Origin of the sequence: Lacticaseibacillus rhamnosus (genome assembly GCF_900636965.1) — a bacterium.
In the GTDB taxonomy this organism is placed as follows: domain Bacteria; phylum Bacillota; class Bacilli; order Lactobacillales; family Lactobacillaceae; genus Lacticaseibacillus; species Lacticaseibacillus rhamnosus.
Genome location: NZ_LR134331.1, coordinates 419503 through 442809, shown reverse-complemented (window position 1 = coordinate 442809; position 23307 = coordinate 419503). Strand labels below are relative to the sequence as shown.

Below are 23307 nucleotides of genomic sequence, written 5' to 3'. Positions count from 1 at the left end.
ATAGTGGTCTAGGCTGTTACGCCATGCATCGGTAGTAATCGCATGGGCGAAGATAGTTCAGAATACGTCTGGGACGATGGTTCAGTGCGGATTGGACTGCTTGAATTTCAACCAGGGTAACTGCTCTGAGAGACTTCCCTTTCGGGAAGAATTCCCTAAGCAGTCCATTGGCGTTCTCGTTTGTGCCACGCTCCCAAGGCGAGTACGGATGTGCGAAGTAAATCTGGGTTCCAACAATCTCTGATAACTTGGCAAACTCGGAACCATTGTCAAAAGTGATACTCTCAAATTCCTTGGCCCCGTAGTCGTCGATCGTGTCCTGCAAGGCTTTAAGGCAGGTGCCCGCATGATAGTCAGGAATCTTGACGATGATCTCAGTCCGGCTGTACCGTTCTGTGAGCGTCATTAATGCTGGCTCATCAGCTAAGCGAATACCTTTGACCAAGTCGCCTTCCCAATGTCCCACGCCTGTGCGGTCATTCACGGCCGCAGGACGCAACTCGATTGAGTCGCCGTATATCTTCTTATTCTTGCGCTTGTGGGCGTTCTTATAGCCTTTGATGCGGCGTCGGAGCTTCTTGGGAAGTGTCATGTTGTCTAGCTCAAGCAGCCCGGCGTCGATGTAGCGATACACAGTTGTCGTTGAAGGGCAAGCCTTGCCCTGGTCGCGATAGAAGTGTACGAAGCTATCAACGCTGTGTACGCGCGGCTTACGAGTAAGCTCCCTGGCGAGAGCCTTGAAGAACGCACGGCCGGTCTTAAGAAAGGCGTAGTGACCGGTTCTATCGCGTTTACGGTCGTGCATGGCTTGGGCAGTTTCCGCAAGATAGACTTGATGCGAGTGACGCTTCGAGTCGAGCTGAGTTACAGATCCACGCGTGATTTCTCGTGAGATTGTCGCTTTACTGCGATGAAGCTTCTGTGCAATCACGGTCGCGGTGTCACCAGCAGCCTGAAGGGCCTGAATTGTAGCACGGTCGCTAAAACTGAGTTGTTGGTAATGCTTGTGGGTGTTAGTCTGAGAGTGGGTCATGAAGATTCCTGCTTTCTTGTTTAGCTAGCACTAACAAGAATAGGTCTTCATGGCCTTTATGGTCTAGTCGTCAGGGTGTTGCACTTGAATTGTAAACTGGGGACCGATTATTCGTCCAATTTCAATCTTTGATTCTCTTTGAACCTGTGTTTTTTCCTTCGTGGTTTTTTCATTAACCAACGAGGCCCCGCCATAAATTCTAGTGATCAGTTTTTCTTTAGCCATATCATTTAAATCACGGCGAATTGTCATTGAGGCAACATTCATCTTCTTGGCAATTTCTGTCGTCGTAAGTGTTTTACCCTCAGTAGCATTAAGAAGTGCAAGTATGGCACTTTGACGTTGCTTCTTCATCATTACGTAAATTCTCCAATCTGGTAGCCGTTGCCCATATAATAGCCTGATTCGGGTTATTGTTCAAGTATGTTCGACTTAAAAGGCATTTGTCATTGAATGTTTCAGTTTTCCGAATCAGTTTCAATGCATTGTCAGAGTTAGCTTGAAAAAAGTAAAAGTTTTTTGTTGACAAAGAAAAGGAAACCGCTTACTATACGAATTGAAACAAAGTTAAACATTTTTAAATGTCGAACATTTAGAAAGGAGAACCGAAATTGTATGAATTCATGTTTGATGAGGGGTTAATCGATATAGAAAACAAATCCTCTACAGAAGACGAATTGTTCGAGTCTGTAGCTTCAGTCGCACATTCAAAAGGATACGTCCGAAGCGATTATAAGCAGGGTTTACAACTAAGAGAAAACAAGTTTCCAACAGGTTTGATCTTTCCTAAGTTAAAACTTGCATTACCACACGTTGATCCCGAATTTGTTTTAAAGCCATTCATTTACGTGGTTAGAACTAATTCCGAAATCCCGTGGCGACAGATGGGCGATATGCAGCAAATGACGACTCGCAACTTTTTATTTCTAGGTATTAAAGAGCCTTCACAGCAAGTTGGCCTCCTTGCCCAGTTGATGAGCGCATTTAAAGATTCAACTTTCGTCTCCGCTTTTTTGAAAGCGAATACACCGGAACAAATGTACAGTCTATTGTCCGATCATTTCTCTAAAGTTAGTGCACACTAGGAGGTAATTGTCATGAAAACCATTCTTGTATGTTGCGGTTCAGGGGTTGCCACAAGTCCCCAAGTTGCAAATAAAATCAACGAATTTCTCGCAGATCACGACCTGGATAACGTAGCTCACGCCGAACCGCATCCTGTTGAAACGGCCAAGTCAAGAATTGATTCTAACCCTGACATCATTGTTTATGTTGGCATTGCACCTGCAGACGATGATTTACGCGAAACCATTGAAGCAAATCACGTAACCGAAATCGTTGGTGTTCCTTGGTTGACCGGTATGGGGGAAGATGAGGCGAATGCCAAAGTTGAGGAAGCCGTTTTAGCAGCAACACAAAAGAGCTGAGGGTAATCAATTTGGAGGACTGAATTATGAATTGGAATGAAATTGTTCAGGCGATTCTCTCTCCTGGACCACAAGTCGTTGTTTCTGCCCTTATTATGATTTTAGGGTTCGCGTTTGGCATGAAAGCTTCTAAAGCTATACTTTCCGGTCTTTACCTCGGTGTTGGTTTCGTAGGTATGACAATGGCAATCAACGCTTTAGTTGCTGCAGTCAGTCCCGCTGCAAAAGCCTTGGCAACAAACACCGGAATCAATTTACCTACCGTTGACTTTGGCTGGACCGGTGCCGCTGCAATCACTTGGGCGTGGCCACTAGCTTTCGTCTTCTTTGCCGTAGAAATTGGCGTTAACCTAATCATGCTTTTGACAAAGACAACAAATGTTATAAACGCAGATATGTGGAATATCTGGGGAGTAGCTTTGACCGGATACATGGTTTATTCAACAACTAATAGTTATATCTGGGCATTCGCTGCTGGTGCAATTCAAGTCATCGTTATGTTAAAACTTGGCGATATGTGGTCAGAAGAAATCCATGAAATGCTTGGTTATCCAGGTGTTACAACAACCCACATTGAAGCTTTCACTGCCGTGTTAATGGCGCCGGTTAACAAATTAATGGATTACATTCCAGTCTTCAATCACCGCTGGGATGCAAAGGCACTCAAGAAGAAAATCGGCATTATTTCAGAACCAGTTGTCATGGGATTCATCATCGGTCTGGTACTCGCCCTAGCTGGTAGATATTCAATCGGTAAGGCTCTAAATCTAGCTGTTACCACCGGCGCAATTATGGCGATCTTCCCAGTGATGGCAAAGTTCTTTATGGACTCTCTCACACCATTTGGAACGACAATGAGCAACTTTATGAAAAAGCGTTTCAAAAATCGAGAATTTGTTATCGGACTTGATTGGCCGATTTTGGGTCAAAGTACTGAGTTATGGGTCACAATGGTCATCCTTATTCCAGTTAGCATTTTGTATGCCGCAGTTCTACCAGGAAATACAATTCTGCCGTTTGCAGGCGTCATCAACTACTGTTTAGGCGTTGGCGGACTGTTATTAACTGGTGGAAACCTGTTAAGGATGGTTGTTCTGGGAATCATCTACGAACCTTTATTCCTGTACGGTGGTACCTTCTTTGCTAACGAATTCACCGCACTTGCAAAATCAACTCAGGCTATTGCAGTACCTAAGGGATCAACTGTTTCCTGGAGTTCAATTGAAGCACCAGATCTGCGTTTCCTGATGGCTCAAGGCTTTAAAGGCAGCTGGCTGGCATTATTGGGACTTGCTTTGCTGATGGCTCTCTTCTGGATTGTCTATCGTTCATTTAAGAAAAATCCAAACCCGGCTAGAAAGTATGTCGATAAAACTAACCAGCCTACAGCAACGGCCAGTACAAAAGGATAGAAGCGAAACATCATGGCTAATAAAAAGATACGAATTCAAAGACTTACGTGGACAATCACTAGTTTTATCACCTTTGGAATCTTTGTCTTTGCAATAACTTCAAAAACTTACTGGTTAAATATTTTCGTCATAATTCTTGGCCTTTTGATTAAGGAAAAGGGTTATCGTCCTCTCTTTTCAGAAAACGAGAAGAAAAGAGCGATCATCAAACGTGAACTGATCGAGTCTCATGTCATCAAGTCAAAGTCATATCTAAAAAAAGGGAGTAATTAAAATGACTATGTTTAAAGCACCTAAGGGTCGAATTATGTTTGAACATGAACGCGAAGATCTTGCCAAAGTTGTAAAAATCGTGATGGAACGCGATGATACAAATATTGCAGGCGGAAATATTTCTTTTAAAGTGAGTGCGGAAGATACCGGAAAAGAATATATCATCATGACGCCGACAATGATGTCCGAGGCATATTTGGGCGATCTGGCTCCAGAACAAATCTTGGTTGTTGAACCTCACACCCGTAAGATTATAGCTGGCGAAGGAAATTTGACCCGCGAAATTAATATGCATGAAGCGGTTTATGACGCAAATCCCGACATCAAATGCGTTTTCCATTCACACGCTAAGAATGCTATGTTTTGGGCAACCAGTGGCCTGAACATGCCGAATATCACCGAAGCAACTCAAAAGGTAGGCTTTATTGAAACCCTTCCATTCGAACCGAACTGTTCAGAACCATTAGCGGAACTGGTCTCCGCTAACATTGCCAAGATTGGTGAGAAAGCAATCCCGCATATGTATCTTTTGAATAGCCACGGTGTGCTCATTACCACTGGTGGCAAAGATATGGATGGATTGACCGCACTTCATTCTGCACTTGCAATTGTAGATACAGTTGAATGGAATGCCGATATCGCCTTTAAACAAACCCTAATGCAAAAGTTAGGTCTTTTAGACGGTTACTACTCTAAGGGAAACAAGATTGGCTCATTGGAAGATTTAGAAGACGGAACACCCATTTACAACCGTAAAGCAGTGGCAGTTAACGGTGACTAGTACGTAATTCTGATTGCCATGTAGACAAAAATTTATTGCGTAATCCGGTTTAAAAAACAGCCATACCAGTGTCAAAATTGGTATGGCTGTTTTTTTTAATATTCAAATGAATAGAAGTACTTAAAACATGGTGACAACTGTCTTTTCTCAAGTACGCGACTTATCTTACTGAGCTTTCGCGAAAGCAGTCGCTTGCGTACCTGCTTGTCGACCGAAGATAACAATATCGGCCACAGAATTTCCTCCGATTCGGTTGTTTCCATGAAGGCCACCAGCCACCTCGCCAGCAGCATATAACCCAGGAATTGGTTGCTGTTTCTTGGTTAACACCTCAGTCTTTGTATTAATCTTAACGCCACCCATTGTGTAATGAATACCGGGCGCAATCTTAAATGCATAGTAAGGACCTGTTGTCAGACCGTGATCCATCCCAGTTGTCCGCCCAAATTCACTATCCTTCTTGTTATTAACGGCATCGTTCCATGTCGCTACAGTCTTCTGAAGCGTAGTAGCTGGAACCTTCATCTTTTTAGCCAAATCATTGAGTGTCTTGCCCTCTACATCAAGCTTGTCCTTAATATAGAAATCAATCGCACTTGATCGTTGCCGAACGCCGGAATCAATGACTACCCAAGCGTATTTGCCTTTCTGTTTGTTGATTGCAGCTGATACCTTGTCACGTGTATTCATTTCATTGAAAAACCGCTTGCCGCTTTGATTGACCAAGATACCACCTTCACCACGGGTAGCTTCACCAATCAAGATATGTTTACTCTGATTTACAGTCGGGTGAATCTGAATCTTCTTCATATCAATCGCATACCCGCCAACCTTTTCGATCATCTTAATACCATCGCCAGTAGCGCCCGCCTGATTGGTTGTGACATAATGCGCCAAATCAGGTCGATACTTCTTAATTAATTGCTTACTTGCACCAAAACCACCAGTTGTGACAATAACGGCCTTAGCAACGATTTTTTTAGTTTTGTCTTGATTAACTTTTGCAGTAACACCAGTAATCTTACCATTCGTTTCATTCAACTTAGTGACATCAGTATTTACAAATAGTGGAATGTTTTCCTTTTTGACTTCCTTAACCAAACCGTCAACAAGATAACCGCCAACTGCTGACCCATCATGAGGTCTGTGGGTTCGCTTGACTGACATACCACCGGAAATAGTTAGCTTATCGAGCTTAATTCCGATTGAGTCTAACCAATCTATTGCACCCGCAGAATTATCGACAAAATACCGAAGCAGCGCCTTATCGTTGGTTCCGCCGCCACCCTTTAAGGTTTCCTCATAAAATTGGTCATTGCTGTCCTTAACTCCCTGTGCCGCTTCGACCTTAGTCTGGCTAGCGTTCATTCCACTAGAAGCTTTTAACGTGTTACCGCCAGCGATCGGCATCTTTTCAAGAATTACAGGGTTCATACCTTGTTGTTTTGCCTCAATAGCAGCTGTCATTCCTGCTCCACCAGCACCGACGATCACAATATCATATTTGCTCTTCATAGTTTTCGGATCCGAATAGCCTTGCTGAGAAGCACCGCTTGTAACTTTACTACTCGTTGACTTGTTAGTTTTTGAACTTGAAGAACTTGATTTTGAGCTTGTCTGACTGCTACAACCTACCAGAATCACACTCAAAAAGGCGATAAAGCCCAATATCTTAACCCACTTTTTCAAAATAACTCCCCCTGTCATGTGTACTTGTTCACGTGAACAGCGTAACAAACAGGGCAAATTAACTCAACTAGAAAATTCTTTATTGCGCCCCGGCAGCAGTCCACATTATGTTCGTATCATAAATAAAGTTAATCACAATCTCCGGAAAACATTGACTTTCAGAATGAAAGGGATTACATTCATTTTAAGCAAACGTTTGCGTAACTTTCAAACCAAGTACTGATTATTGAATTGACTCTTTTGCTCTGTCTAAACCCTTATCATTTAGGCCGATCGGATTTAGTTCATCTCACATGCAATCCTTGCTCCGGTTTGGTAGCGAGGGATCTCATGGTGCACAGATAACCTTATCTTGTTCAATGTATTTGTGTTTTCAATGTCAATGAAGAGCTATTAGGAGGATTTTACCAGTGGAAAAATGGTGGAAAAACGCGGTCATTTATCAAATCTACCCAGCTAGTTTTCAAGATAGCAATAACGATGGCGTAGGAGATTTAAGAGGTATAACTGAGCGATTGGACTACATTAAGAAATTAGGTGTAGATGTTTTATGGCTAAGTCCAATCTATAAGTCACCTCAAGTCGATAATGGATACGACATTTCGGACTATCAGGCGATTAACCCAACTTTTGGTACGATGAAAGACTTTGACGAATTATTAGCAAAAGCACATTCACTTGGGCTTAAAATCATGATGGACTTAGTGGTTAATCACACCTCTAACGAACATCATTGGTTCCAAGAATCACGAAAAGGCAAAGATAACCCGTATAGAGACTATTACATCTGGCGAGATGGGAAAGATGGCACAGCGCCAAACAACTGGGGATCATTCTTCACCGGGTCTGCTTGGAAATATGACGCTCAGTCAAACCAGTATTATTTACACTTGTTTGCCCCTGAACAACCAGACCTAAATTGGGAAAACCCTACAGTACGACATTCCGTTTACGACATGATGAACTGGTGGGCAGACAAGGGCGTTGATGGATTTCGCATGGACGTTATCAATTATATTTCTAAGCCTGAGGGATTGCCTGATGGTAAAAAAGGCAAACAGGAATTATATGCTAATCCCGAACCCTTAGTTGCCAACGGACATCATGTCCACGAATTCTTGCGAGAAATGAATCAGACAGTGCTGAGCAAACACAATTTGATCAGTGTCGGCGAAACCCCAAGTGTGACAGTTGACGAGGCTGAAAAATATGCCAGCCTTGACAACAAAGAACTAAACATGGTCTTTCAATTCGAACATATGGGCTTGGACGGCAATTCAAACCCCGCCCTAGGACGTTGGGCCGATCGTAAGGCTTCGTTAAAAGATCTTCGCGCCAATCTGACCAAATGGCAATTAGCCTTAGCCGGAAAAGCATGGAATTCACTTTATTGGAATAACCACGATCAACCAAGAGTCGTATCCCGATTTGGCGATGATACCACCGAAGAAAACCGCGTCCTCAGCGCTAAAATGCTTGCGACCATGCTGCACATGCAACAAGGAACCCCATATATCTATGAGGGTGAAGAAATAGGCATGACCAATGCATACTTCTCCAAAATTGAAGACTATGTTGATATTGATTCACTTAACTCTTATCACCAAATCGTTGAAGAGCAACATCTTGTCGACAAAACGACCATGATGAATTACATCAAGATGCATAGCCGCGATAATGCGCGGACGCCGATGCAATGGAGTGATCACGAAAATGCAGGCTTTTCGAAACACAGTCCTTGGGAAAAATGAACCCAAACTTTAAAACTATTAATGTTCAACAAGCATTGGGTGATCCAAATTCAGTGTTTTATTATTATCAAAAGCTCATCAAGCTACGTCATACACTCCCAGTCATCACCGACGGCACCTACGCATTAATCCCCGGAAATTCTGACGATGAGGAGATTTATGCTTTCACAAGAACAAACGCTGATACCACACTTGTCGTCATTCTAAACTACACGAACAAAAACTTGACTCGCCATTATGATCTTCCAAGTCACGCGAAAATATTAATTTCTAATTACGCTGATGATCAAGGAGACAACATTCGGCCATATGAAGCAAAAGTTTATCAATACTAAGAGAAAGGTATAGCTAATATGTCTAAAAATACGATGAATCCTTCAGTAGATAGCAAGGAAAAAGTCGAAACGACCACAGTCGATAGCAGTATGCCTGACCTGTCCATGCAGACGATCTTAGCCATGACGTTTGGGTGCATTGGGGTCAACATGGCGTTTACGCTACAAGGATCTCAAATGAGTCGAATCACCCAAACGATTGGCGTTAATCCTAATAGTCTCGGCTTCTTCTTTCTACTACCACCCTTGTTAGGCATGGTTGTTCAGCCACTACTAGGTAAATATTCTGACAAGACCTGGACCCGTTTTGGCCGCCGGATCCCGTATTTGTTGTTTGGTGCGCCAATTGCTGCCATTGTGATGGTTATGCTTCCCTTTACTGGCTCATTTGGTTTTGGCTATGGCTCAATCACTGCGCTTGTATACGCTGCTGTCGCAATTGCTCTCATGGACTTGTTCAGCAATGTTTGCCTAGCTCCATATCGAATGATGGCCGGCGACATGGTCAATAACAAGCAAAAGAATCTGGCATGGTCTTGGCAACAGATCTTCAGTTACGCTGGCGGTATCTTGGCTGCATTGCTGCCCTACCTTCTGACGATGGGTGGCATGTCAAATACTGCCGCTAAAGGTCAGGTACCTAATACAGTTATTTGGGCTTACTTAATCGGCGCAGCCATCCTCCTTTTGACCACTTTCGTAACCGTACTCAAGGTCAAGGAGTATGATCCTGAAACGTATGCCAAATATCATGAAATTGACCTCAAAAAGCAACACGCTAAAACCCCAAGTCTCTGGCAACTTACAAAAACAGCGCCAAAGTCTTTCTGGGAACTGGCTGTTGTTCAATTATTCAGTTGGATCGGCATCATGTACACTTGGACTTATGCAACCGGAGCCATGGCAAAAAACATCTGGAATACAACTGATCCCATGTCGGCAGGCTTCCAGGCTGCCGGAAATTGGTACGGCGTTATGACAGCCTTTTATAGCGTTGCCGCCCTACTTTGGGGATTCGTTTATGCTAAAACAAAACCAAATCAACGGAAATTCTGGTATTCTTTTGGCTTATTTGCAAATGCAATCAGTATCATTATTACAGCAACTACTGGTAATAAGTGGATTGCCTTAGCCGCCTTTGCGCTATATGGCATCGGTAACTTCACGATCAATACACTGCCATTTACCTTGTTAACATCCTCTCTGAATGGACAAAATGAAGGATCATATTTAGGGCTATTTAACATTGCAATTTGCTTACCTCAAATCTTTGGATCACTTTTAAGCTTCATCATTTTCCCAATGATGGGTAACAGTCAATCAATGATGATGATTGTCGGTTTTGTGTCAATGGTCATCGGTGCTATTTCCGTAGTTATCGTTCATGAAGGAAAATAGAATTTGCTGAAGTACCTCCTTGTAATTCTTGCTTTAAGAACCTAAGAATGTACAATTGTTGGTAAATATCATTTGGAATCAGGAGGCAATTGTATGGTTGCAACAATCAAGGATATTGCAAGAAAGACAGGAGTTGCAGCATCAACTGTTTCCCGCGTTTTGGGTAACAAACAATCCGGATATAGTCAGGCTACAGCCGCAAAGGTACGTGCTGCTGCTAAAGAACTAGGTTATAAAAGAAACCAAGCAGCAGTTGAGTTAGTCAAACAGCGCAGTAACGTCATTGCGACCGTTGTTAGTTCTGTCAAGACAAGCTTTTCAGGTCAAATTATTGATGGTATTCAATCAGAAGCAATTAAGCATGGATTGAATTTAATTATCATCTATTCAAATAGTGCCGATCCTGTTGAACAAAGACGAGCTCTTATGACTGCTATTGAACGTCCTGTTAGAGGAATTCTATTATTGTCAATTGCACTATCCGCTGAAAATCTTGAACTCTTGCAGGAGTCTCAAATACCGTTTTGTTTCTTATCAATTGGATTTAATGATCAGCGATTCCCATTCATTAGCTCTGACGATCGCCAAATCGGATATCAGGCCACACAGTTACTTTTAGCTAAAGGACACCGAAAAATCGGATTAGCCGCTATTGACAAGTATCCTTATACAGGAAGACTTCGTTTAGAGGGTTACCGTGAGGCCCTAAAAGAAGCCGGTATCACGCCAAAAGATGATTGGGTGCAACTAGGCGACTATAGTTATACTTCTGGCCAAGCGGCAATGAAAGCTTACGGAGGCAAAACAAAGTTAACGGGTATTATCGCCGGAAGTGATGAAGCCGCAGTCGGTATTTTGAACCAAGCACGCGACTTTGGCCTAAATATTCCAGACGATTTATCAATAGTCAGCATTGACGGCACTGAAATATGCGAAATGGTACAACCACAGTTAACGAGTGTCACCCAAGCATTCTATAAAATGGGGGTTGAAGGCGTTAAACGATTGGAAGCGCCTGACGCAGAAAAGAAAATAGTCTCCAAACAGCAAATTTACACATCAATTTCAATTGTTGAACGAGAAAGTGTAAGAGATATTGGCCATCAAGACAAATAAGGTTTCCTCTTACCTAATTCTCGATTGACATAATAATGGCGGCACGGTTTCCTTAACTTCAGGAGAATCGTGCCGCCATTGCCATATATTTATCTCTATTGATTGAACAGTCGGTCACGCATAATTACTGGTTCGAGCCCAGAAACGGATTAAAAAACCGCCCGCCATTAACCCGAAACAGCACCAATCCAACCACAGTAATCACCACAACACCACCCAGCACCAACCAATCAGGTGTCCGAAGCGGCTGATCCATGTACCACGTCCGACGCTTACCAGTACCAAAACGCCGCAGTTCCATGGCTTGGCTGATTTGGTCGATGCGATCCAGACTTGTAAAGATCAGCGGCATGAGAATCTGCCCCATCCCTTTCAGCCGCTGGAACAGCTTGGCTTTGCGCGACAATTCATAGCCACGCGCTTGCTGAGCTAGGCTGATTTGGCGGAAATTGGCTTGGACATCGGGAATGTACCGCAGTGCCAAGGCCACCGAGTAGCTGATGCGATACGATACGTGTAACTTATTGAGACTCGCCGCAAATTCGCTGGGATTGGTGGTGATTAAGAAGATCAAGGCCAGCGGGACAGTTACGATGTATTTTAAAGCGAGATTCAGTTCATAAAATAGCTGTTCCTGAGTCAGGGTCAGGTAGCCGGCATGGATCAAAACATGTTTGCTTCCATAGAGCCCCACCCCGTATTGCGGCGAGAAGACATAAACCAGTAATAGGTTCACGACCGCAAAAATGGTAATAATTTTGATAACCAAGCTAATTTGGTGCCAGTGAATTTTTGCTTGTAAGAATAAAATAATCGAAGCCAGCATGACTGCGCAAACGAAGCGTGTGTCGTAACTGGCCATGACAATAACCGAAATGCCGAGGAACGCCAACATTTTAGTTGCTCCGGTTAAACGGTGCAGCCACGTGTCTTGGGGGTCGTATCCAAAAAGAGAATTCATTGGCGCACCCTCCGTTCCTGATCAATCACTGCTTGGGTAAATGCCAGCGGGTCAAGATTTAAGCGTTTGGCTAAACGATATAGGCTGGGTTGGGCCAGCGAAGCGTGTTGAATCACGTCCGGATTGGTCAATACCGCAGCGGGCGTGGCATCCATCAAGACGCCGCCATCGCCGAGCACAATCGTCCGCTGCGCATATTCCAACATCAGGTGCATATCATGGGTAATCAACATCATCGTAATGCCTTGGTCATTCAACTTGGTCAAAAAGCGCATCATATCGGTAAAATGCCGCCAATCCTGACCGGCAGTCGGTTCATCAAGAATCATCAATGCCGGCTCTAGTACCAAAATTGCTGCAATCGTCACCCGCTTCTTTTGACCGTAACTCAACGCGTTAATTGGCCAGGAACGGAATGGATACAAGCCGCAAACTTTAAGCGCCGATAGCACTGCCGATTTGACGCGGTCTTCATCCCAACCACGTAATCGCGGTCCCAGTGCAACTTCATCAAAAATCAAATGCTTGCTAATCATCTGGTTCGGATCCTGCAGAATATAGCCAATCTTATCTGCCCGCTCTTTAACCGACCATGTGGCCAAATCCTCGCCATCCAGCGTAATCTGGCCAGCATTCGGATTCAGAAACCCCGCGATCAAATGGCTCAAGGTAGACTTGCCGACACCATTGCGTCCCACCAACGCCACCATCTCACCATGATGCAGCGTTAAGTTCAAATCGGTGAAAATCTGGCGGCCTTTTGGATACGCAAATTGTAAGCCGGCAACCGTCAACAGCGGTGTTTGCGGCTGATCGGCGACCGTTTTCGGCGCCTCGGTGGTAAAGTCTGCAAGTTTGGCACCTAAATTCGGGGCGTCGAATGTTTCGAGGTTTGCCAAGTGCGTTGCCTGCTTCAAATCAATACCTGCAAACTCGGCTGCTTCAAGATACAACGGCTCGCGTAGTCCGATTTTTTGGAGCAATTGGCCGCGCAACAATGCTTCCGGGGTGTCGTCAGCGAGAATGCGGCCATCTGCCATCACCACCACGCGATCAACCGGCCGCCGCAACACGTCTTCCAGTCGATGCTCAATGATGACTTCCGTGACATGATAGGTTTGATGCAGCTCATCAATTAACGCCACTGATGCTTCACCGGTTGCCGGATCCAGGCTCGCCAACGGTTCATCAAACAGCAAAATGTCGCCTTCATCAATTAAGACGCCGGCCATTGCCACCCGCTGCTTTTGCCCGCCAGAAAGTGATTGCGGTGCCTGCGCCAATAAATCACCAATTTTCAGACGCTCGGCCCACTTTTTAACTCTGGTGTGCATCTCACTCGGAGCCACGGCGCTGTTTTCCAATGCAAAGGCAATATCTTCGCCGGCTGTCAACGCGACAAATTGGGCATCTGGGTCCTGCAACACCGTTCCGACATTCAGCGACAATGCAGCCAGACTCTGATCCTGCACAACATTCCCGTTCACCTTCACTGTCCCGCTTAATTTCCCGGGAAATGCATGTGGAATCAGCCCGTTAATCAGGTTGCCTAGTGTGGATTTGCCTGACCCGGATGGCCCGACAATCAAGACTTTTTCGCCTGGCTGAATTGTCAGGTTAATATCGTGTAAGGTCGGTTCAGCCTGACTGTCATATTGAAATGTCACATGATCAAGTTGAATTGCTGGTGCCGCCATATTAAGACTCTTTCTTCAAACTGCCAGAACGTGTCCGCGTTGCTGCATACGCCACCAACAAAATCGTCCCGATCACACCAGTTGCGATGCTATTGGAAATTGCCGAAACAATCCCCTGAACATAAACCTTATTAGCCGGTTCGCTATAGATGATAATATCCAGCGTCGGTGCAATCAGACTCCAGCTAACCACATTCGTAATCACCTGCAAAACGTTAAACGCCACAATTTTTTTCGCACCAAAATTGCCGGCTTCAACGTTAAACCGCCGCCAAAATAGCCCAATCACAAAGCCAACCAAACCGGTAGTGAAAACCCATGTCCACCAAGGCTGACCGTATTGAGTAAAGTCATTCAGTGCATGGCCGAGAAAACCGATAAAGAAGCCGGCGATCGGTCCAAACAGCGTTGCAATAAAGCCCAAGAAACCATAAGAAATATCAATATTCGTGTTAGCAATCCCAGTTGGAATAACGGCAAAGCGCTTTAAAATAAATAAAATTGCAGTACCAATCCCGATTGCAACAACCGTTCGGACACTCAAAACTTTGTGATCTCGCATAAAAATCCTCCTCGTATCATTCGTGCCACAACGTCAACGAATGATTAGCTGACGCAACATTTTCATAATGAATTCATTATACCTAAAGCCGCTTAACAGTGATATGCCAATCAACGCCAGTACCAATATGATACAACTTCGAAAATGAATCCTGATTAATCGCCACGCCAAGGTTCAGCAATGAATTCACATACACCAGCGGCTCGCCAACCCGTACCGCCGCAAACGTCCGCGTAAACGGCATCTGGTTTTGATACCGCATCTGATCATGATAATAAATCGACACCTGCACCAACTCGCCCGGTGCCACGCCAAGCTTCTTAAACGCATCCAGCGGAATATTCGTCCACAACGAACCAAACCGAATATCCAAAATATCGATTGTCCCGGCAATTTGGCCTTCCTGCTGCGTCACTTCGCCCAACGGCAACATTACAATCTGATCAGCAGCAAGCGGTGTCCCTAGATCCTCAAACGTAATCTGGCCACTCGCCAACTTTGCGCCATTGTACGCATAAATATCCCGGCCATGAAACGTGTGACTCTCCTGACTACCAGGCAACGCATGCGCCGCCTCATCAATCACACTCACCCGCTTCAAACCAACAAACTTCGCCAAATGCGTCAACGTCCCATTATCCGGTGTAATCACAAAATGATGGTCCGCCGTCTCCGCAATAATACTCCGTCGATCACTGCCAACACCCGGATCAACCACCGAAACAAAAACCGTCCCCGCCGGCCAATACTTCGTCGTCTGATACAACCGATAAGACGCCGCAAAAATGTCATACGGTGGAATCTCGTGCGTCAAATCATGAATCGACAGCTTATCATCAACACCATAAGCCACCCCATACATCGCCGCAACGGCACCATCCACCAATCCGAAATCTGTCTGCAACACTAACTTTGCCATCTACTCGCCTCCTATATTCTCAGCAGCATCCTATGACCAATTGTTCGTTGGCAGATGCTGCTGTGTTTCGTTCAGTTTTGGTACTTGTTTGTGGGTTCTGTGGAAACTGAATGTAATCAGAGTTTAGCTGAGAAATGTTCGGGTGTAAAGGCTGTGTTCAAACTTAAACTGCTTAGTTTATAAATCTTTCCGCATACCAAGGACCTCAAATTTCTTGCCGGAAAAAATTAAGATTGATTGAAATTCAATACCGTCAAATTTGGAGACGCTTAATTCGGTTCATCCTTTGCTATTTCTGATACTTGATAGCTGTATTAATGACCGAAATTCTTTCGCAACCGGAGAAAGAATTTGATATTTCAGATACGCACAAAATATATCCCGGTATCGTTGATCTTCTAAATTCAAAACTTTGACATCAAAGTTATCTAACACATAGATACGTGGTATGACTGCAATCCCAATACCAGACTCTACAAGCGACACCATCATGGATGAGTCGTCAACCTGCATAACAATGTCTAACTTTGTCATATCAACATTCAGCATACGTGCAATGTCATAGTAAACAGCGCTCTGAGTGCTAAAAGTAATAAGCGGATACTTAAGGATTTCTGAGATTAAAATCTGTTCACGTTCAGCAAGTTCATGCCATCTGCTGGTTATGACAACATAGGGTTCCCGTTCAATTAATGAAAATTCGATATCCTCATTATGCCTTGAGTAGGAACAGATTCCAAAGTCAACATCGTGATCCCTGATACCTTGTAATATCTGTTCGGTATTTCCTTGAATGATACTAAAATTTACAAGGTTTTCTGGATGAAATTGTCGGTAACGTCTAATGGCCTTAGGAACAATATTCACTCCAAAAGATCCGGAAACTCCAATCGTGACATTTCCGATATTTCCATTTAGATATTGAGCTACCTTTTCCTTGCTTTGAGCAACATCTTGAAGTATTTTCTTTGCCTCTTCTTGAAAAACAGCCCCTGCCCCGGTCAAATAAGTAACTCGTTTCTCAGCATAAAACAATGGTGTTCCAAATTCTCGTTCAAGATTCAGCATTGACTGGCTTAATGTTGATTGGGCAATATCCAATTGAAATGCCGCTTCACTGTATGAACCAACTCTAGCCAACACCAAAAAGTAATTCAGTTGATTAAGATTCATGACTGTCCTCTCTGCTCTGATAAATCGGTTTTACCGAAAGAAGTAGTGAATTAAATCGATTGCACGAATGAAAGCGCTATTTTATTCTAACACCAACAGCCTGTTGTACAACAGAAAAAAAGGATATGCTCAAGGAGGACATTTTGATGAATTCAGACTTAATAGTCGTTGGTGGTGGAACCGCAGGCGTAATGGCTGCATTAGCAGCCGCTTCAAGGGGTATAAAGGTAACCATTATTGAACAACAATCCACCTGTGGGGGAAATGCAACTTTATCAGGGTTAGCGGAATTCAACGCAGTCACATTTAAAAAAAGATTGATCTATAAAGGTTTTGAAAAAAAGATATTTGATCGTCTCGTTGAATGGAATTCAGGTAAATATTATTACCAATTACCAATGTCTTCCGACAAAAGTATACGAGTAGATCGACTCCGGTATAATCCCGAAGTTTTGAAACTGATACTGGAGGATCTATTGACTGAAAACAACGTTCGCATATACTACAATACTTCCTTCAGGTCTGCACAGAAATTGACAAATGGATTTGAAATAGAAGCTGAAAGTTTTGGTAAATCAGTTCAGCTTTCAACGAAGTACATCATTGATGGAACCAGTAATTCTGCAGTTGCAGTTAGTTTAGGGTGTCAAACTCAACCATTAGCTTCAAATAAAATTCCCGTATCGACACAATTGTTCAGACTTTCTAATGTAGATCTTACTACTCTCCAGGAATTTATTGACAGCGGTCATCTGTCAGAAATAATTAATGATGCCTTTGCCAAGGACATTATTAAAGGGAGAATACTTGCATTTGCTCCAATACCGGGAACCAACGATGTAAGCGTGAATGTTACCAGAACAAGCGTCGACTATCGTGATGCCTTGCAACTTTCAAGAGGATTGCAAGAAAGCAGAAAACAAATAAGTTCAATCATTGTATTCATTAAAGAAAATATCCCAGGTTGTGAAAATTCTTATATCTCAAATATCGCACCAATTCTAGGCGTTAGGGCAAGCATTAAACTCAAAGGACGAACAACGTTGAGCTTATCTGATATTCAGCAGGCACGCCAATTTGAAGACTGTGTTGCTGTTGGCTGCTATCCAGTCGATGTTCATGATCCGATTACAAAAAAAGTTCATTTTATGAAAATTAACAGTATGTATCAAATTCCTTTTAGTGCTTGTCTCCCACAGGAAGATCTCAATCTTGCTGTAATAGGCAAAGCAATATCAACCGATGATGAAACTTTTGCAGCTACGAGAGTTATGCCAATAGTTATGAATGTTGGCGAATCAGTTGGTGCCATCTTTGCCTATGCAATTAACGCTCACAAGAATATCTATGATTTCTCTCCTTCCAAATTACAGCAAGTCTTAAATCAAACAAATCTGGTTTCAAATTTTAGTGAGGTGAACTGATATGCAAACTACGGCAAAAGCTTTTAGTATTACTGAATTTCTTGGCAAAATCAATTCGAAAAAGATTATGAACGTGATTTCGTTTGCCTTTATATTTCTCTTTCGTTTTATCCCCGCTCCAGATGGACTATCAGTTGACTCCATGCAAATGATAGGAATCTTCATCGGCATATTGTTACTTTGGAATTTTGCGGGAATTGGGTGGACCAGCCTATTATGCATGACAGTCATCGTTATCTTCCAGATCATGACTCAGACTGAGATTTTTGCCAATGGAATTGGCAATTGGGTGAACTCTTTTCTTTATGCATTCTTCATGATCAGTTACGTTATGGCAGAAACGGGTTTGTCAAAACGAATTGCAATTTGGTCAGTATCTAACAAATTTGCTAGTCGCGGTCCATGGACTTTCATTGTGATCTTTCTCTTCGCCTCAGTCTTTCTCTCGGCTTTTATGTCTCAAACGGCCGCTTTGTTAGTTTTCATCCCAATAGCTGAGGAGTTATTCAAAGAACTAGGTTTAAAAAAGGGGGATCGCTTACCGCAGATGATTATTCTGGGTCTTGCAATGTGCGTCGGCATTGGATCTTCAATGACACCTATCGGACATGCCATTGTTCTAATTCCACTAACATTCCTGGCTCGTGATACCAACATAAACATTGACGTTGTATCATATAGCATTGTTGGCATTATCACTGGACTGCTCGTTTTCATTGCGTTCATACTAATCTACAAATTTTTTTACCGTCCTGATGTTAATCCTTTGCGCAACTTTGATTCAAATAAATTACGCCGAGAGTTACCCCCTATGTCTAAACAAGAAAAGATCACCGCATTCGTGTTCGTCAGTGTCATTGGTATTTGGATTATTCAAGGAACAATTGGAAACTTCTATCCTGCATTTGGCGCATACATGTCTTCTTTAGGAAATGCCATTCCTGCTTTTATCGGCGTTATCTTGCTTTGCTTGATCAGTATTGATGGCAAGCCAATAATGGATTTTAAAGTTGCTTCAACTCAGGGCGTGCCGTGGAACACATTAATATTCAATGCAGCTGTCTTAGTTTTATCCACTGCACTAGTACAAGATAAACTCGGAATTACCAAGTACTTTGCAAAAATCGTTGGTCCAGTTGTCGGTGACTTTTCTAGTTTCCTATTCGTATTAGTAGCGATGTTCTTACTGGTTCTATTAAAGCAATTTATTTCAAGTACGATTATGGCAACAGTTTTCTACTCGTTACTAATTCCATTAGCTACAGCTCTTGGAAATGTAAATGTAGCGGCGCTCACGACGCTTATTGCCGCTGGTGCCTCTTATGCATGGTCAACACCACCTTCAACGATACCCATGGCACTTGCTGGTGGTTCTGGGTGGGTAGATCTTAAGGTGATGTTAAGATATGGATTGGCGCTAGCCGTTGCTGGTATACTTATCTTAGCATTCGTTGGTTATCCTGTTGCGTCACTGATCTTTAATTAATAAGCCGCCCAAAGATATTTTAATTTCAAAATATCTAAGCTAAAAAGCGGTTCTGATCTCTTGCCAGAAATCAGAACCGCTTTTGTACATATAAAGTAAATATAGTGGGAATCTTGAAGCGTTGGTCTCTCATTATGAGTTGATATATGGCGTCAATTTTTCTGGAGACTCAAGGTAAAGGCTTAGTTTATGATCACTGCCAAATAAACGAATCTTTTCCGCAATCACCTTTTTTTGCGAATCATCCGCACCGGGCGTCATAATCCACGGCTCATACTCATTCGGATTCTCAGCCACAGCTTTAGCAATCCCATGATAAAATGGCACTTTAATATCTGTCGAAATATTAACTTTTGATATGCCATTTTGAATAGCTTCTCGAATCTTGCTGTCAGGATTGTCTGATCCGCCATGTAGCACCAAAGGCATCTTCAATGTTGCGTTAAGTTTCTTCAAGATGTCAATTCGTATATCATTTTCCCCGCTTGGATACGGGCCGTGGACAGTGCCAATCGCCACGGCTAGATCATCAACGCCCGTTTCTTCAACAAATTGTTTAGCACTTTCAGAGTCAGTATAAATTCTGCCCATATTCTGATCTTCTGTGAACTTTCTATTTCCAATACTTCCCAGTTCCGCTTCTACGGAGACGCCAACCCTGTGGGCCACTTCAACTACTTGTTTTGTTAGCCTCAAGTTCTCTTCGAACGAAAACCCCGAGCTATCAATCATGACAGAATTCGCTTGATCTTGAATTGCTCGCAATACATCAGCCATATTCCTCCCATGGTCTAGATGAATAGCAACTGGAATAGTGGCGGTCAGAGCTGCTTCTCGAATATATTTAAAAATAGCACTTCCCATTAGTTCATATTCAAGAGGATGAATTTCAAGGATGACCGGCGACTCTAATTCTTCCGCAACGGCAATGATATTTTTAACAAATTCGCTATTTCCAACGTTAAAGGCACCGACTGCAAACTTATTTTGATAAGCTGTCGTCACTAGATATTTCGTTGATACAAGTGGCATAAAAGAACAACCCCTCCCTAAATTACTTTCAGCCCAATTAATACGATGACAATGCCTGCAATCATATACAGCAAATTACATCTCTGCTTCTTACCCTGCTTTTCGTTTTTTACTAGAAAACCACTGGTCAAAAGTATGAGGCCGATTGCAATTATTATTGTGTTTTGATTGATCGTTTTACTTCACCCTTACTTCAAAATACCGAGCCAATAGCCAATGATGCCAACTCCAAATAAAACAAAAATCAAAAGAATTGGGCTAACTTTCTTCCGAAGTAAATACATGCACAACAGTGTCAGACCCAACGCTAAGAGTCCTGGACAAAACTGATCTAGGATATTTTGCAAGGTCGTTACTGTCGTTTTACCACTCACGGTCGTCTTCGAAACAACTAATGGTACATTAATGGTTGTCCATTTTGTGACTAAAACACCCATGATAAAGAGGCCAAGTACCGTCGCGCCTTCGGTAATCTTTTGTAGAAGATTACCGCTCATGTCTTTAACAAGCGCTAATCCTCTCGAAAATCCAAGTTGAAGTCCATACCATTTAAATGCCAATCGAACTGCATTAAAAGCGAAGAAGAACAGAATAGGCCCCAGCCAAGATCCCTGAAGTGCCAGTGAGGCACCTAAAGCTGCAAGAATAGGACGCAGTGTGCCCCACATGATTGGATCACCAACACCAGCCAAGGGTCCCATTAAGCCAACTTTAAAGCTATTAATAGTCCCATCATCAATCGGTTCCCCAGCCGCTCGACCTTCTTCTAACGCCATTGTCACACCGACAATTGGTCCACACATAGCCGGCGTTGTGTTAAAGAAGACAAGGTGTCGTTTTAGGGCCGCCACTTGATCTTCTTTCTTTGAATAAACACGTTTAATTGTCGGAATCATATCAACACAAAAAGCGAGCGCATGAATCCGTTCAAAGTTGAATGAAGCTTGTTGAAAGTTCTCGAATACAAAAGTCTTAAACATATCTCCCTTTGTAATCTTAGTTTTCAGTTTATTTACTTGTACAGGTTGATCAGCCATAATTCATTACACTTCCTTTCAGTCGTCCAACTCGTCTTCTGGTAACTCAGCAGGATGATCACTGGCCGATGCAACTGCCCCACCGGAACTGCCCGATCCATTGCTGTGGTTTTGCGCAAACTTAGGATTTAGTTGAACATAGATGATAGCAAAGATCAGCCCAACAGCGCCCCAAGCTAACAAGCTTAATTTTAAATATCCGCCAAGTACAAAGCCGAGATAGAAGAAAGGCATCAAATACTTAACACTCATCATATTTAGAATCATGGCATACCCAACAACCACAATGAACCCTCCTGCTACTGTAAGGCCTCCGGTAATCACTTGTGGCAATGCATCTAGCATGCTCTTAATCTCTTCTGGACTCACGAATACTGCAACAATCGTGGTCGGAATTGAGACCCGGAGCGCTTGAACAATTAATGCCGTGAAGTGTAACCATATGATGGCAGTAAAGTTTGCCTTTTCCGCCTCACGATCCGCCGCATGTTGAAATGCCACTGTAACAGTTCGTGCCAAGACTGTAAGAACTTGCCCGGCCGCTGCAACCGGTAAAGCAATCGCAATTCCCTTCTGAATATCCTGATTGCCAACAATAACTAGAATTGTTGAAATAGTACTTGCCAAAGCCGAATCTGGAGATTGTGCAGCCCCTATATTCATCCAGCCAAGGGCAATAAGCTCCAAAGTTCCACCTAAAATAATCCCTGTCTTTGGATCACCTAAAATCAAACCCATAACTGAACACGCGATCAAGGGCCGATGAGTCTGAAATTCATCTAATACACTTCCCATACCCACTACTGAAGACCAGATGAATATAAGAATAATTTGAATGGTAGAGATTGCCATTTATAATCACCACCTAATCCTTTCCAAACGTTTCATCTATCTTAGTCAAAATATCTGTAGATGGATCTGTTTTAACTACACGGAGATCAAGCTTGACTCCTAATCGATCTAATTCTCGAAATGCTGCAACATCTTCTGCATTTAAGGAAACAGCCTTACTAATCTGGGTCTTACCTTGCTTAAATTGCATTCCACCAATGTTTAATTTCTTTAATGGAATTCCACCTTTTACCAGATCAACTACTTCACTTGGATTGGTAAACAAATAGAACACTTTATCTTTGCTATATTTGGGATTGTTATAAACAGCAATCGCCTTTGGTACATCAACAATATTGACTTTCATGCCTGGAGGTGCTGCCTGCTTTAACAAGGTCTTACGAATATCGTCCTTATAAACCTCTGAACTGACGATGATGATACGATCCGCATTTGATTCTTTAGACCAGACTGTTGTAACCTGACCATGAATTAAGCGATCGTCAACTCTTGCAAGCGTAATAATCATCAGAAATCATCCTCCTTTGCATTTGCTGTCAATTTTTCGCTAAGGCTCGTTGAGAATTCTTCTTTGCTCTTCATTAAATGTGATACTAGTTGACCAACATCCATACTATTTGCGTTAACTGCAACCTCCAATAACATGGGCAAGCACATTCCAGCGACAACATCGGCCGCTTTCTTTTTCAAAACTAATTCTGCTGCTGCATTGTAAGGTGTTCCTGAAAATAAATCGGTAATAATTAAAGTACTAGACGCTTTTTTAGGATCAATCGCTGAAATAATTTTATTCGTCAACGATTGCAAACCCTCTTTAGGTGTAAAGTCTATTGGATGGAAATTTGGCACCTCACCATAAATCATCTCCACTGCTTCTTTAAAGGCTTTTGCAGTATGTGCATGCCCAACTAAAATTATTTCCATTTCTATCGCACATCTCCAATCTTAT

Annotated in this window: 21 protein-coding genes and 1 pseudogene; 9 read left to right on the top strand and 13 right to left on the bottom strand. The window is 42.9% G+C overall.

Features of this window, described 5'->3' with window-relative positions; translation table 11 throughout:
- Nucleotides 1–16: 16 nt before the first annotated feature.
- A complete protein-coding gene (locus EL173_RS02185) occupies nt 17–1033 on the bottom strand; it encodes an IS30 family transposase (protein ID WP_019728331.1) in 1017 nt (338 codons plus the stop codon).
- A 63-nt stretch (nt 1034–1096) separates the two neighbouring features.
- Nucleotides 1097–1390, bottom strand: coding sequence for a DeoR family transcriptional regulator (locus EL173_RS02180; protein WP_241969344.1), 294 nt, complete (start codon nt 1388–1390; stop codon nt 1097–1099).
- A 254-nt stretch (nt 1391–1644) separates the two neighbouring features.
- Between EL173_RS02180 and EL173_RS02175 the strand changes: the two genes are divergently transcribed.
- The 4 genes from EL173_RS02175 (at nt 1645) to EL173_RS02155 (ending at nt 4926) form a co-directional block, all read left to right on the top strand.
- Entirely contained in the window at nt 1645–2118 is a 474-nt protein-coding gene (locus EL173_RS02175) for a PTS sugar transporter subunit IIA (RefSeq protein ID WP_005691509.1), read from the top strand.
- A 12-nt stretch (nt 2119–2130) separates the two neighbouring features.
- The gene (locus EL173_RS02170) at nt 2131–2460 is read left to right on the top strand and encodes a PTS sugar transporter subunit IIB (RefSeq protein WP_005691507.1); all 330 of its coding nucleotides are present in this window, start codon (nt 2131–2133) and stop codon (nt 2458–2460) included.
- 26 nt (nt 2461–2486) lie between these two features.
- Nucleotides 2487–3872 carry a PTS galactitol transporter subunit IIC gene (locus tag EL173_RS02165; RefSeq protein ID WP_005691506.1) on the top strand — a complete coding sequence of 462 codons (1386 nt, stop codon included), beginning with the start codon at nt 2487–2489 and terminating at the stop codon, nt 3870–3872.
- A gap of 274 nt (nt 3873–4146) precedes the next feature.
- Nucleotides 4147–4926, top strand: a complete 780-nt coding sequence (locus EL173_RS02155; RefSeq protein ID WP_005685060.1) for a class II aldolase/adducin family protein — start codon at nt 4147–4149, stop codon at nt 4924–4926.
- Nucleotides 4927–5091: 165 nt separating this feature from the next.
- Here EL173_RS02155 and EL173_RS02150 read toward each other — a convergent pair whose 3' ends face one another.
- On the bottom strand, nt 5092–6615 hold the full coding sequence (locus EL173_RS02150) for a flavocytochrome c (protein ID WP_005685061.1): 1524 nt from the start codon (nt 6613–6615) through the stop codon (nt 5092–5094).
- A gap of 410 nt (nt 6616–7025) precedes the next feature.
- Here EL173_RS02150 and EL173_RS02145 point away from each other — a divergent pair.
- From EL173_RS02145 to EL173_RS02135, 3 genes and pseudogenes are all read left to right on the top strand, one after another.
- Nucleotides 7026–8701, top strand: a pseudogene (locus tag EL173_RS02145) (alpha-glucosidase).
- Nucleotides 8702–8719: 18 nt separating this feature from the next.
- The gene (locus EL173_RS02140) at nt 8720–10099 is read left to right on the top strand and encodes an SLC45 family MFS transporter (protein WP_005685063.1); all 1380 of its coding nucleotides are present in this window, start codon (nt 8720–8722) and stop codon (nt 10097–10099) included.
- Nucleotides 10100–10192: 93 nt separating this feature from the next.
- Nucleotides 10193–11215, top strand: a complete 1023-nt coding sequence (locus EL173_RS02135) for a LacI family DNA-binding transcriptional regulator (RefSeq protein WP_005691496.1) — start codon at nt 10193–10195, stop codon at nt 11213–11215.
- A 124-nt stretch (nt 11216–11339) separates the two neighbouring features.
- Here EL173_RS02135 and EL173_RS02130 read toward each other — a convergent pair whose 3' ends face one another.
- From EL173_RS02130 to EL173_RS02110, 5 genes are all read right to left on the bottom strand, one after another.
- Entirely contained in the window at nt 11340–12176 is an 837-nt protein-coding gene (locus EL173_RS02130; protein ID WP_005691494.1) for an energy-coupling factor transporter transmembrane component T family protein, read from the bottom strand.
- The gene (locus EL173_RS02125) at nt 12173–13873 is read right to left on the bottom strand and encodes an ABC transporter ATP-binding protein (RefSeq protein ID WP_005691492.1); all 1701 of its coding nucleotides are present in this window, start codon (nt 13871–13873) and stop codon (nt 12173–12175) included. The genes EL173_RS02130 and EL173_RS02125 overlap by 4 nt, the downstream gene beginning before the upstream one ends.
- Before the next feature lies 1 nt (nt 13874).
- Nucleotides 13875–14435, bottom strand: coding sequence for an ECF-type riboflavin transporter substrate-binding protein (locus tag EL173_RS02120; RefSeq protein ID WP_005691490.1), 561 nt, complete (start codon nt 14433–14435; stop codon nt 13875–13877).
- Nucleotides 14436–14517: 82 nt separating this feature from the next.
- On the bottom strand, nt 14518–15354 hold the full coding sequence (locus EL173_RS02115; protein WP_005685070.1) for an SAM hydrolase/SAM-dependent halogenase family protein: 837 nt from the start codon (nt 15352–15354) through the stop codon (nt 14518–14520).
- A 279-nt stretch (nt 15355–15633) separates the two neighbouring features.
- Nucleotides 15634–16527 (bottom strand): LysR family transcriptional regulator, encoded by an 894-nt coding sequence (locus tag EL173_RS02110; RefSeq protein WP_005691489.1) that lies wholly within the window; start codon nt 16525–16527, stop codon nt 15634–15636.
- A gap of 146 nt (nt 16528–16673) precedes the next feature.
- Here EL173_RS02110 and EL173_RS02105 point away from each other — a divergent pair, with 146 nt between their 5' ends.
- Both EL173_RS02105 and EL173_RS02100 read left to right on the top strand, forming a co-directional pair.
- Nucleotides 16674–17951 (top strand): FAD-dependent oxidoreductase, encoded by a 1278-nt coding sequence (locus tag EL173_RS02105; protein WP_014571103.1) that lies wholly within the window; start codon nt 16674–16676, stop codon nt 17949–17951.
- A 1-nt stretch (nt 17952) separates the two neighbouring features.
- The gene (locus EL173_RS02100; protein ID WP_005691487.1) at nt 17953–19437 is read left to right on the top strand and encodes an SLC13 family permease; all 1485 of its coding nucleotides are present in this window, start codon (nt 17953–17955) and stop codon (nt 19435–19437) included.
- Nucleotides 19438–19569: 132 nt separating this feature from the next.
- Here the strand turns inward: EL173_RS02100 and EL173_RS02095 are convergent, their stop codons facing one another.
- The 5 genes from EL173_RS02095 to EL173_RS02075 all read right to left on the bottom strand — a co-directional run bounded on the left by EL173_RS02095 (nt 19570) and on the right by EL173_RS02075 (nt 23282).
- Nucleotides 19570–20469 (bottom strand): class II fructose-bisphosphate aldolase, encoded by a 900-nt coding sequence (locus tag EL173_RS02095; RefSeq protein WP_005685071.1) that lies wholly within the window; start codon nt 20467–20469, stop codon nt 19570–19572.
- A gap of 188 nt (nt 20470–20657) precedes the next feature.
- Entirely contained in the window at nt 20658–21506 is an 849-nt protein-coding gene (locus tag EL173_RS02090; RefSeq protein WP_005685072.1) for a mannose/fructose/sorbose PTS transporter subunit IID, read from the bottom strand.
- An 18-nt stretch (nt 21507–21524) separates the two neighbouring features.
- Complete coding sequence (locus EL173_RS02085) at nt 21525–22358, bottom strand: PTS mannose/fructose/sorbose transporter subunit IIC (RefSeq protein WP_005691486.1); 834 nt, start codon at nt 22356–22358, stop codon at nt 21525–21527.
- Between the two features lie 13 nt (nt 22359–22371).
- Nucleotides 22372–22866 (bottom strand): mannose/fructose/sorbose PTS transporter subunit IIB, encoded by a 495-nt coding sequence (locus EL173_RS02080; protein ID WP_005691485.1) that lies wholly within the window; start codon nt 22864–22866, stop codon nt 22372–22374.
- Nucleotides 22866–23282: a PTS sugar transporter subunit IIA gene (locus EL173_RS02075; protein WP_005685075.1), complete on the bottom strand. Its 417-nt coding sequence runs from the start codon at nt 23280–23282 to the stop codon at nt 22866–22868. Before EL173_RS02075 ends, EL173_RS02080 begins: the two co-directional genes overlap by 1 nt.
- Nucleotides 23283–23307: the final 25 nt, after the last annotated feature.